Raw genomic sequence first — 12,925 nt, forward strand, 5'->3', positions numbered from 1 at the left:
CGCGAGCCTGATTTTTGGCGGTATAAGCTAAAGTCATAAAAGCGCCCAGCATGGCCGAAATGCTCAAGATTGGCGCGTTCATAATGCTTTCTTCACGATGAGATTTTCGGTGTCAAAGGTATATATGATTTTGGCTTAGAACGTCCTTTCGCAGCCTGGGTACAATGGTTTTCTGATCGGAAAACATGTCACCCAAGTCCCTTCAGCCGTCACTACAAAACGAACCTCGCGACCAAGAAGTGGACACGATATGCGACCAAGCACCCTGAGCTTTATAATGGCAAGCCTGATGCCTTTGTCGGCCTATGCTGAGGAGGAACCTGCGCCCGTCGATCAGCACGAATTATCGCGCATGATACAGAACGGAGAGGCAACCAAGGCGTTTCTAGAGGCCTTCGAGGCAGGGGATGAACTGACCGAGTTCAGCTTTGACGCAGCGCGCGGGGTCGGTGCCAATATCGGCGAAGGTCGTCGTTTTACGCGCATTCCCCGGGCTGATCTCGCCGACCCATCGGAGTGGGCTTCGCATTTTCCAAAGCGCGAAGGAGGGGCTAACGCGACATCGTGTATTGCCTGTCACAACGCGCCGATTGCCAATGGGGCGGGTGACGTTGCAATGAACGTTCTTGTGGATCCTGCGCATACGGGCGACGCAGCCAGATATCTTGAGAGAAATACACTCCCCTTGTTTGCGCTTGGTATCCCTCAGCGGCTTGCAGAAGAAATTAGCACGGACCTATATCAACAGCGTGATGCAGCCCATCAGGTTGCCTGTAATTCGGGTCGCGCCTCAGTTCAGTTAGAGTCCAAGGGCGTTGACTTTGGAACGTTGACACTGACGCGTATTTCGCAAGACCCTTGTTCCGTCGACACGGATTCCAGTGGGTTGAGTGGTATAGACCCGGACCTCGTGATCAAACCGTTTGGATGGAAGGGTAATCATGCAACGATCAGAGCATTCACCAGGAATGCTGCGCACAATGAACTGGGATTACAGGCCGTCGAGCTTGTCGGAGATCAGGATGGCGATTTCGATGGTGTGGTGAATGAGTTGACCGTCGGCGACGTAACGGCTCTTACAGTATACATGGCAGCCCTCGAACGGCCGGTAACCAAGATTGAACTGGCCGATCTGGGTTTGATCGACCTTTCTGGATCCGAAAGAACCAGTATTCTGGCAGGAGAGGCGCTTTTTGCTCAAACCGGCTGCACCAGTTGTCACATGCCAGCGATGAGCCTTCGGGACGCAATGTTTAAAGAACCCAGCGAGATTCCGGGTTTCTACGATGCCAGGTTTCCAGATGGATCTGACCCGAATATTCATGGACTGAACGTCGCCAGTGCAATCAAATTCAATCTGGCCGGAGATCAGCCCAACAACTCGATTAAGCTGCTGGACGGTTCAGTCCACCATCTAGGTGCAATGGCGCGGAACGCCGAAGGTGAGCCAGTGGCCCGATGGTACACAGACTTCAAACGACACGATATGGGTTCCGACTTGGCAGATCCCGATGACCCTCTTGGGTTGGGGGCTTCTATGTTTCTGACGCGATCACTGGCGGGTGTCGGAGCAACTGGACCCTGGCTGCACGATGGTCGGGCAACCACTCTGCAAGAGGCAATTGTGAGTCATGCGGGTGAAGCCTCAGACAGCGCCACTGCCTACAACCACCTCAGCGAAAGTGAACAAACAAAAATCATCGCCTTTCTGGAGAATCTAACTATTTATAAGACAGTCGAAGAATAGTTGCTGGTTGAGAAAAGTAGAACGGCAGATTTGGCCGGTGCCGATTGAATTCTAGTTGCCTGAATACTGCGCGTTGAGTGAATATCTGGAACGCGGGCATTGATCGCTTTATAAGAGTGTGACGGCCCGCGTCATTAGATTTCAATAGCTTCTGCAATCGCAAGCGCGTCTTCCAACTCAGCGTCCAGATACCTAACTGTACTGACCATTTTCGCATGACCTAGCAGAAGATAAACCGTACGTAAGTCGCCACGCTTCTTGGTTATACCGCAAACTTTTGGAGCGAACGACTGGTTTGGCGGTCCGCAAAGCAGAAAAGACGCCCATCGGCCAACGGCAGGTATGGGCCCGACATTGAGCTTGAACCATCATTAACTAATCAGCTTCCTGAAAGCGGCCATTCCGACATTTGCAACATTTCCTTTGCTTCGATTTCCGAGATGGGAACATGTCTGCCGTCCTGTTAAGCGAGCAGTACACTTCGCAGTGCATCTTCCCAGAGAGTTTACAGGGGCTTGCGTGCCCAGCACATGCTGCCTTTCGCCAACAGAAGTCTGGGTTTAAGCAATGACGCTCGGTGGAGCGCCTCAGAGATCGAACGTCCTGACGATTTCGAGGCGCATATGGAGTGCCAGAACGGTAAGGCCTATAAGGCTATCCAGCGCCTTGGCACTACACTGTTGATTCATCACGCTGACCAGTCAGATGATCCGAGCTAAGTGGGCCGTGCTCGCGCGTGCATGAATGCAAAGGGCATCATCCGTAAAGAATTCCAGTGACTTCTATAACATGCTCTCTAAACTCCGGGCAGTTGTTAGTCAGAATTGACGTGGGAGTTTGGGCTCAGTTGGGCGACAAAAAGGCATCAGGGACCCCGATAAGTCCCGCGCCATCATCTGCGCCAAGTTCGGAGTTAAGCGCAGCTGATCAACAGGCGCGGTTTGAAGCCACCGCTCAGGTGATGCAGGCGATCTCTGTGACCAAGGACGACGTTCAGCCGGTTTGCGATCTGATTGTTGCGCTTGCCAAAGACCTTTGCGACGCTGTTTTTGCTGGTCTGGTTCTTGGACAGGAAGGCGACGCACTTCAGCGGCTCGTGGCCAGTGTTAACCTGCACCCTGACATTCAGCAGCTCTGGCGCGACGGCAAATACACGATGGAGCCGGGCAATTCTCTGGTGACTGAAACAATCCTCAACGGCGAGACCAAACGTGTTGTGGATATGGGAGACACTGAATTCCACAAGTCCGGCGATGAGCGATTCAAGCTGATTGTCGACAAGCATGGGTGCCGCAGTAATCTGTTTGTTCCTCTAAAGGTGGATGGCGGTGCAATCGGATGCTTGATGTTGGCGCGAGACGAGGTGCGGCCCTACACCGACGATCAGGTAAAGCTCGTCGAAACCTTTGCCGCCCAAGCGGTAATCGCCATTGAGAATGTGCGCCAATTCCGCGAATTGCAGATCCGCCTGGCACGCGAAGGCGCCACGCGTGAAGTTCTCGAGACAATTAGCCAATCACGAGAAGATGAGACGCCGGTGTTCCAGACCATCCTGGAAAACACCGCCCGGCTTTGCGAAACAGATGTCGCCACATTGAGCCTTTTGAATGAGGCAGGAACCCACCTTGAGTATGCGGCCCATTTCGGTGATCAGTTGGCGACCTACGAGGTCGGCGTAGATCGCTGGTCACTGGATTCACATCTCCAGATTGCGGAATCCGTGCGCGAGGCAAGCGTCATTCACAATGTCGATTTGCGCCTGACTGACCAGTATATCAAAGGCGACCCATGGCGCCGTCAACTTGTAGACGAAGAAGGTGTCCGGTCATTTCTGACGGTCCCACTAATGTCGGCAAACGGAACGCCTGTGGGCGTCATCGGGATTTACCGACGTGAGGTTCGCGCATTTACAAACGACGAGATCTCTCTGGTTGAGGGCTTTGCCGCCCAAGCCGTGATCGCCTTGGACAACACGCGACAATTGAATGAACTGCACACTCAGTTGGAGCGTCAGACGGCAACACAAGAAATTCTAACGGCCATTAGCCAAAGCCGTGATGACGATGCGCGCGTCTTTGACACAGTGCTTCAACAAGCCACTAAGGTTTGTGGCGCAGATCAGGCTGCGCTTGTCTTGATCAATAAAGCTGGAACCCACGGCCGTTTGGCTGCGAATTGGGGGCATCAGAAAACCGAATTTGATATCGGACAGGAATGGCTAATCGAAGGATCGGTTACCGTTGCCACGGCGATACGGACAGGTCAGGTTGTTCGCGTGGATGATCTGGTTGAAACGGACTTTTTCCGCTCAGGGCATCCTACAGCCATAAAGATGGTCGAAGTTGAAGGCATTCGATCACGCGTTGCGGTTCCCCTGATGCAAGGAGATCAGGCCATTGGTGCCATCGCGGTCAGTCGCCGGGAGGTGCGACCATTTGCTGACCCTGACGTGCAGTTGATTGAAGAATTTGCCAAACATGCAGTCATTGCCATCGAAAACACGCGTCAGTTTCGCGAAGTACAGGAACGACTCGAACGGGAAGAAGCGTCGCGTGAAATCCTCGAAGTCATAAGCCGCAGCCGCGATGACGATAGCCCTGTCTTCAATAGCATACTCGAAAACGCCAGCCGACTGTGCAAAGCGCCGCTGGCCTTTCTGTGTGTCGCCGATCACGAACGTGGCCTTGCAACAATTCCGGCCAATATCGGTGCGCGAACGGATTTTGATGAGGCCCTGAAGGGGTTCGTGGAGCCCTTGACCCGTACGGAACTCGTTGCAATCCGCCCTATGATCGATGGCCAGGTCATCCGGCAAGACGATATTGCAGATGATCCGCTTTATTATCAGGATCGCGATCCAAAACGGGTTCAGATGGTTGAAGTGGAAGGGGCTCGCTCGGTCCTTGCGGTGCCGTTGATGAAAGACGACACGGGTCTTGGGGTGATCGTTCTCTATCGCCGTGAAGTTTCGCCATTTTCGGATGATGATGTCGCTCTGGTCCAAACCTTTGCGGCCCAAGCCGTGATCGCAATGGATAACGTACGCCAGTTCCGAGAGGTGCAGGACCGTACCGCGGAAGTCACGCAAGCCTTGGAGTATCAGACTTCAACATCCGAAGTGCTGCGTGTGATCTCAGCGTCTCCCAATCAACTGTCGCCCGTTCTGGACGCCATTCTTAAAGAAGCGTCGCGCATCTGCGAATTGCAGGATGCCTATGTCGCAATGCTCGACCCGGACGATGGGCTTTTTCATGTGCACTCGACGCTCACACAAGACACGGCCTTTGCAGAGTACGTCAAAGCTCACCCGATTTCGCCAACGGATAACGGTGTAAGTGGGCGTGCGATCTTGTCGAAACGCACAAGCTATGTCGAAGATGTCGAAGCGGATGACACCTACACCTGGTTGGAAGAAAGCGGCGTAGGTGATTACAAATCATTGCTTGGACTTCCGCTTGTCAAAAACGGCGAAGTCGTAGGCGTTATCTCTCTTGGGGCGCCAGTGGTCTTGGGTTTTTCCGCCAAACAGATCAAACTGCTGGAAACTTTTGCGGATCAGGCCGTTATCGCGATTACCAACGCAAACCTTTTCCACGAGTTGGAGGAGCGGACAGAAGAAGTCACGCAGGCACTGGAGTATCAAACTGCCACTTCAGACGTATTGTCGGTGATTTCGCGATCTCCGAATGAGCTGGAGCCGGTGCTGAAGGAGATACTGAAAGTCGCCGGCCGGATTTGCGAGCCAAAATATGCGGCAATCTCGATTCTGAATCCCCAAGACAACCTTTACCATACTGACATCATGCTCGACTTTGACAGTGATTTCATGAAGTTCATGAAGGCACACCCAGTGCCGGCAGGTCATGGGAGCGGTATTGGCCAAACAGCTGCACGCGGCGAAACAGTCTACTACGAGGACACTGAAGCTAACGAATACGCCTGGAAGGAAGCCGCACGTATTGGCAAGTATCGCTCGCTTCTGGGTGTCCCATTGGTCAAGGATAAGGTCGTGGTCGGTGTGATCGTGCTCTGCCACGACAAAGTCGCACCATTCGATTCAAAACAAATCGCCCTCTTGGAAACGTTCGCGGCCCAAGCTGTAATTGCGATCAACAACACCCGGTTGTTTGAAGAAGTTCAGGCCCGTACCGCCGAAGTTGAAGAAGCACTGGTGCGCGAACAAGCAAGTGCAGAAGTTCTGCATATTATCAACGAAGCGACTTCCAATTTGCAGCCGGTGTTTGACCTTATCGTCAAAAAATCAGCCGAACTCAGCCGCGCGCGGTTCTGCGTGTTGGATCAATATAAAAACGACAAATTCTATTACTGTGCGCAACACGGATTTCCGTTGGAGTTGTTTTCGGAGCTGATGTCGGATTACCCGGTCTCTGATACAGAAGGGCACATGTCGGCTTTTGTTGTCGAAGCAGGTGCCCCGGTTCAAATCGAAGATGCACAGAAATCGACGTACTACGCCCCAGAGTTCGCCGCAGCTGTTGGATGGCGTCGTATGCTGGGCGTGCCAATCAAGGCAGGCGGCAAAGTGTGGGGCTGCATCAACCTTGGCTGGCCAGGCACAGAAGAGCCAGCACCTGAAACAATCGAGTTGGTCCAAAGTTTCGCTGCCCAAGCGAGTATCGCCATCGAAAATGTCCGTTTGATGCAAGAAACCCAGGCTCGCTCCGCGGAAGTCGAAGAGGCGCTGAAGTATCAGACAGCCACGTCCGAAGTTCTCGGCGTCATCTCGCGCTCACCGAACGATCTTCCACCGGTTTTGGACGCCATCCTGGAGGTTTCGTCGCGTATCTGTTCACCGGAATACGCGTTCTTTGCAATGAAGGATGCTGACGATGGCCTTTACCGTGTGGCCATGTCCCACAATGTCAGTGGTGCTTTTCTCAAATTCCTGTCCGATAACCCTATCGCGCCAGAGGAAGGTTCTTGCATCGGGCGCACGGCCTTGCACGGCAAGACGGTTTATATAAAAGACACCCGTAGGGATCCGACTTACACATGGAAAAAAGCGGCTGAGATCGGGGACTACCTAACCACCCTTGGTGTCCCCTTGGTCAGCAATGGCGTAACTGTTGGCGTTATTGTTATGGCGCATCGGCAGGCAGCAGCGTTTAGCGACAAACAAGTCAGCCTGCTGGAAACTTTCGCGTCCCAGGCCGTAATCGCCATCAACAATACGCGACTTTTCAAAGAAGTGCAGGCCCGCACTGCAGAAGTTGAAGAGGCATTGGGGTATCAGAAAGCCACATCCGAAGTGCTTGAGGTGATTTCCCGTTCCCCTGACGCTTTAGAGCCGGTTTTGGAAGCGTTGGTGGCGGTTTCGTCGCGCATCTGCCGGCTGCAAGATGCTTTTGTGGCGCTTAAGAAACCCGAGGACGGAAAATTTCATTTCTTTGCCGGGCACAATCTCACAGAGAGTTTTGCCAAATTTCTCGAGTCGCATCCATTTGAACCGGGGGAAACGTCGGCGACCGCCCGGGCGCTTTTATATGGGCGCGCCGATTACGTTGAGGATACTCAAGCGGACCCTAATTATGATCCAGTCCTTAGGACCAACTTGCATGGATACAGGTCGGTTCTCTCTGTACCTTTGATACGCGACGGTGACACGATAGGTGTCATCAGTATGGGCAGCCGAAATAAAGCCGCCTTTGAGGACAAGCAAATCAAGCAGATGGAGACCTTTGCCTCGCAGGCGATCATAGCGATTCAAAACTCTCAATTGTTCAACGATACGCAAGTCGCACTCTCTCGCCAAACGGCAAGTGCGGATGTCCTCAGAGTGATCTCGGAATCCCCGACAGATACCAAACCGGTTTTTGAGAAGATTGTCGGACTGGCTACGGCTCTTATCGATTGCGACTTGTCGATTGCCATGCAGGCTAACAAAACTGAATACTGGCAAGTAGCGGCCGCAACTCCGGATGGTTTAGAGGAAATCACTTGGACTGAGCGCCTGCCAATTGATCCCGACGACAACCTGCCATCCCGCGTCATCCAGAGAGGCAAGACGCTGCAATTGGATGACTCGCGCTTTGATGAACTATCTCCGCGGGACACGGAAATCGTCGAGCGGCAAGGATTCAAGTCGTTCTTGATGGTACCCTTGATGCGAGGGAAAGACTGTTTCGGCACTCTCGCCTTTATTCGGAAAACGTCGAAGGCTTTCAGTGATGACGAAGTAGCCATTGCCGAATCTTTCGCGGATCAGGCTATCATCGCGCTGGAAAACGTGCGTCTGTTCAATGAAACTCAGGCTTCCTTAGCGCGACAGACTGCCAGTGCTGATGTACTGCGGGTGATCAGCCAATCGCCTTCAGATACCACACCTGTTTTTGAGGCGATTGTGAATTCCGCGACACGGCTTGTTTCATGTGACATGGCAGGCGCCGCTTTGTCAGATGACAGTTTCTGGTGGCAAGTGGCTTTGGCGACGCCAAAAGGCCTTTTACGTGATTTCGGACGAACCCGACACCCGTTGGACCCGAAGGATAATTTTCTGTCGTCCGTGTTACTGTCCGGGAAAACTATGCATGTCCACGATTTGACGTCGCAGGGCTTGCCGCGCTTGGCAAAGAAGCTTCACGAAGAAAACGGATTTGAAGCTTTCCTTGGCACACCGTTAATGCGCGGAGACAAGTGTTTGGGCGGGCTCTATTTCATCAGGAAATCAAAAACACCGTTCTCGGACGACGATATTGCAATGGCTGAGTCTTTTGCAGATCAGTCTGTTATTGCCATCGAGAACGTGCGCCTATTCCAGGAGGCTCAAGAGGCACGTGAAGCGGCCGAGTCTGCCAACGAGGCCAAAAGTGCCTTCCTCGCCACCATGTCCCACGAAATCCGCACACCGATGAATGCCGTTATCGGGATGAGTGGGCTCCTGATTGATACCAAGTTAGATGCCGAGCAAAGCGATTATGCCAACACGATCCGCGACAGTGGCGACGCACTACTGGGCATAATCAACGAAATTCTTGATTTTTCAAAAATCGAAGCCGGGCAGATGGACATCGAGAACCATCCGTTTGACCTGCGTGAATGTATCGAAAGCGCGCTAGATCTGATCAGCGGCAAAGCCGCCGAGAAGCAGCTTGATCTGGCTTATGAGCTTGACGACGCTCTGCCCCTTGCAATCAGTGCTGACCTGACCCGGCTGCGGCAGATCCTGCTGAACCTGCTTTCCAACGCGGTGAAGTTCACAGAAAGCGGTGAAGTGGTTCTCTCAGTTAAACAAACTGCCAAAAAGCGCGGATCGCTTGAGCTGACTTTCAAAGTCCGTGACACCGGCATCGGCCTGTCCGACAAGGGGATGAGCCGTCTGTTCCAGTCCTTCAGTCAGGCAGACAGCTCAACTACCCGCAAATATGGCGGCACCGGTCTTGGTCTGGCAATTTCCAAGCGTCTTGCGGAACTCATGGGCGGCACCATGTGGGCACGAAGTGACGGCGAAGGGCATGGTTCGACCTTTACGTTTACGATCCGGGCCAAACCCTCCAAACCGGTCAAATCTTCGTCGCGCGATCTGGTAGGTGTTCAGTCCGAACTGGACGGCAAACGTATTCTTATGGTGGATGACAATGCCACCAACCGAAAAATCCTGTCCCTCCAGACCGAGAAATGGGGCACTCAAACCACCACATGTGAAACCCCATCCGAGGCGCTAGCGACTCTCGAGAAGGCTGGAAAGTTCGATCTGGCCATTCTCGACATGCACATGCCAGAAATGGATGGCGAGGAACTTGCCCAGAAAATTCGGGCCAAGCATCCGGACTTGCCGCTGATCCTCTTTAGTTCTCTTGGTCCACGTGAATTTGACCTCGAAGACGGCCTCTTTGCTGCCAACCTCGCCAAGCCATTGCGTCAGTCGCATCTCTTCGACACTCTGGTCACTTTGTTTTCGACCGAAGATATCCCCGTGAAACTGACCAAGCCCGCAGACAAACCCCAGACCGATCCAGAGATGGCAAAACGCCACCCTCTGCGTATTCTGCTAGCTGAGGATAATCTGGTGAACCAGAAACTTGCGCTTCGCCTGCTGGAACAGATGGGCTATCGCGCTGATTTGGCCAGCAACGGCGCTGAGGCGGTCGAAAGTGTGAACCGGCAAACATACGATATCGTATTGATGGACGTGCAGATGCCCGAAATGGATGGGCTCGAAGCTTCACGCCGCATAAACAAAGATTTCCCCGAAGAAGACCGACCGCGTATAGTCGCCATGACTGCCAACGCCATGCAAGGCGACCGCGAGATGTGTTTGGATGCCGGGATGGACGACTACATCGCCAAACCGATACGCCTGCCTATTCTTATCGAAGCCCTTTTGAATGTTCCCAGGAAAAGCAAGTAATCCATGACAAACGGCCCAATTGATCTTGATATCTTCGCTGAACTCAAGGACGCGACTGGCGACGAATTTGCCGCCGAGCTTGTAAACACCTTTCTCGACGAAGCCCCCGGCATGATTGCCGAATTGAAAGCGGCTGCCGACGTGTCCGATGCTGATGGATATCGCCGCGCGGCTCATTCCATTAAATCGAATGCAAACACCTTTGGTGCGACTGAACTGGCCGAGTTGGCAAGAAAAATCGAGCTCGGGGACATACCCGCGACTGGCGACCTTACAGATGCGAAAGCCCTGGAGGCCGCTTTCGCCAAAGCTGCTGTGGCCCTGCGGACCCTGAACGATGACTGATGCATCTGGCCATCTCCTTATCGTTGATGACAACAAAGTCAATCGGCTACTCCTGTCTCGCAATGTTGAACTGTTGGGGCACAAAGCCTCTGTCGCGGAGAACGGCCTCGTCGCGATGGAGATGTTGTCGAGTCAGTCTTATGACCTGCTTCTACTCGATATCGAAATGCCGGAAATGGACGGATTTCAGGTTCTGGAGGCAATCAATGCGGACCCCGACCTGCGCGAATTGCCGGTGATTGTGACTTCTTCGGTCGAAGGGCTCGACAATATTGTGCGCTGCATCGAGTTAGGCGCAGAAGACTACTTGCCCAAGCCGGTGAACAAGACGCTTCTCAGCGCCCGCGTCTCCAGCTGCCTTGAAAAAAAGCGACTGCGGGACGAACAAAGACGCCTTCTCGAACGCTTCGCAACCACCGAGGTTGCGCAAGACCTGCAAGAGTCTGGGTTTGCCATCGGTGGCAAACGTGCAAACGCATCGGTTCTTTTTTGCGACATTCGCGGTTTCACAGCCCTTTCAGAAAACTTAGCGCCCGAGGCAACAATTGATCTACTCAACACCTTCTACACGTTGATGTTCGAGGCGGTGACCAGCAATGGCGGCATTGTCAGCCTGATGCTGGGTGACGGGTTGATGGCTCTCTTCGGTGTTCCACAACCTCTGAACAATACTGCGCAAAGTGCTGTAGCTGCGGGGCATGAAATGCATAGCATGATAGAGATGCTGAATCATGACCGGCTCGCGGATGGAGAACGGGGTCTCAGGATCGGGATCGGTATCGCCACAGGCGAAGTCGTCGCGGGCTATGCCGGTACTGACAATCGGGCGACCTATACCTGTATCGGATCCGCAGTAAATCTCGCAGCCCGATTGGAAGCGGAAACCCAGAACACCGGAAGCCGGATTTTGGTTGATCAAGAGACCCTGGATCTGCTCGACGGAGTTGATATTCAGGAGACATTTGGCGGGAGCCAGATCAAGGGCTTCTCCGATCCATTGGACATTCACGCTTTGTGATTTTCCGACACGAGTATCGTTTCTCCGATATCATTTCCTGAGAGATCGCTTACTACTAAACTCCCCGTCGTCGCAGCCGCTCAATTTGGATTCGCCAACCCCATGCAAAGAGCACATGCAGCACCCCGATGCACGGCGACGTCCAAACGTAGTGGCGTTCAATGCAAAAATCCTGCTGTAAGGGGTTGGTCGGTTTGCCGTATGCATGTCGCAGGCGGCAGGCATGGTTCTGGGTCAGTCAACCCCGCCTACAAGCACGGAATGCGCACCAGAGAAGCTCAGGAGATGAGGAAGGCCGTTACTGAACACGTGCGTATTTCACGCCAACTCGAACGCATGATAGTCGACATGTAGAGATCCTCCGAAAGGAATTGCCCTAAGGCTTCGTGTCCTTAACCCATGAAGCCCAAAGCGCCTTCATTGTTCAGAATCTCAATTGCAGTACCCAAGGCTTCCTGATCCGAAACAAACTTGTCGTCCCAGACATAGCTGGCATCTTTGCAGTCCACCGCTTCCAACGTCTACTTGTTCTGGTTGTCCAGGCGGTAGATTTCGATTTCAAACCGATACCCATCAACAAGCACGGACTTGCACTTGTCTGACATTACTAGTTTAGGTTCATCGATATTCATTGGTGCTCTGTACCCGCGTTCTTATTCAGTCACTCTGATATCAAGACAGCCGGTGTTTCTTGCCAGAAAAACATGTTGGGGTTGCGACGCGCCGAACTCGTACCCCCTCATTGAAATCGCTAAACCCCATCATGACGCGCCGCATATAAGTGATATGGGAGCGAAGTGTTCTGATTGCGACCGTTCGATGAAGATTACCAAAGCGCAATGACATCTGAAAAACGCGGTTCTTGCTTCGGTCTGTTTTACGAAAAACTCGTGGGGTGGCACACCGTGCTAGGTAACCCCCTCAAATCCAGTCAGAAAAACCAGAAAGTGCTAAAATAAAAGCATGCCACCCACGTCAAGAGGATCGCATTGTGGCAAAGTTGTGTCCATAGCTCGTTCGGCAACTGACTGTTTACCCTCCGGAAACGAACCTTTTTGACCGAAACAGCGCCGTTACGGGAATCCCCCAATTTCGGGCTTCGCTCATATTGAGTAGTGTGGGATCAGAATAACCACTTACCCCCTCGTGACGAAGATAGAGGCTGGCCTCGACCCCCTCAGCCAGCCTCTATAAATGTTCCGACCATCCAGGAAGATTTCTTGGAGCAGGGACGTCATTGTGAACTAACCAATCACGCATTGCTGCCCGGTGGTCCTGTGGTCCAGCTGTATAGCGCCGTGAATGTAAGTCGGCTATCTGCCGTTCAAGGGAAGACCACCAATGCAATTTGACCCTTGTCGGGCTTGGCCCTGCATCGATTGCGCTCGGTGTATTTTTTTCTTGGGGATTATTCAAATTTGAGCGCATCCTCTGGTATCATGATAGT

At 52.9% G+C, this 12,925-nt stretch carries 4 protein-coding genes and 1 pseudogene; 4 read left to right on the forward strand and 1 reads right to left on the reverse strand.

The features are described from left to right. The first annotated feature begins 277 nt into the window (after positions 1 to 277). Positions 278 to 1,747, forward strand: coding sequence for a di-heme oxidoredictase family protein (locus AC2FJB_RS11825; protein ID WP_496818367.1), 1,470 nt, complete (start codon positions 278 to 280; stop codon positions 1,745 to 1,747). A gap of 134 nt (positions 1,748 to 1,881) precedes the next feature. On the opposite strand, the pseudogene AC2FJB_RS11830 reads toward AC2FJB_RS11825, so the two are convergent. Next, positions 1,882 to 2,025 (reverse strand): annotated as a pseudogene (locus AC2FJB_RS11830) (integrase); the annotation flags it as partial. A gap of 698 nt (positions 2,026 to 2,723) precedes the next feature. Here AC2FJB_RS11830 and AC2FJB_RS11835 point away from each other — a divergent pair. From AC2FJB_RS11835 to AC2FJB_RS11845, 3 genes are read left to right on the forward strand one after another with little or no spacing between them, the layout of a single operon-like run. After that, positions 2,724 to 10,115, forward strand: coding sequence for a GAF domain-containing protein (locus AC2FJB_RS11835; RefSeq protein ID WP_496818369.1), 7,392 nt, complete (start codon positions 2,724 to 2,726; stop codon positions 10,113 to 10,115). A gap of 3 nt (positions 10,116 to 10,118) precedes the next feature. Then, positions 10,119 to 10,460, forward strand: a complete 342-nt coding sequence (locus tag AC2FJB_RS11840; RefSeq protein WP_496720685.1) for an Hpt domain-containing protein — start codon at positions 10,119 to 10,121, stop codon at positions 10,458 to 10,460. Next, the gene (locus AC2FJB_RS11845) at positions 10,453 to 11,478 is read left to right on the forward strand and encodes an adenylate/guanylate cyclase domain-containing protein (protein WP_496720683.1); all 1,026 of its coding nucleotides are present in this window, start codon (positions 10,453 to 10,455) and stop codon (positions 11,476 to 11,478) included. Before AC2FJB_RS11840 ends, AC2FJB_RS11845 begins: the two co-directional genes overlap by 8 nt. The last annotated feature ends 1,447 nt before the right edge of the window (positions 11,479 to 12,925 follow it).

The organism is Ruegeria sp. CDSC085 (assembly GCF_059610465.1).

Bases quoted from the DNA above. Each gene is read 5' to 3' on its own strand.
- AC2FJB_RS11825 (WP_496818367.1), top strand. From the start codon at position 278: ATGGCAAGCCTGATGCCTTTGTCGGCCTATGCTGAGGAGGAACCTGCG.
- AC2FJB_RS11840 (WP_496720685.1), top strand. From the start codon at position 10,119: ATGACAAACGGCCCAATTGATCTTGATATCTTCGCTGAACTCAAGGAC.
- AC2FJB_RS11845 (WP_496720683.1), top strand. From the start codon at position 10,453: ATGACTGATGCATCTGGCCATCTCCTTATCGTTGATGACAACAAAGTC.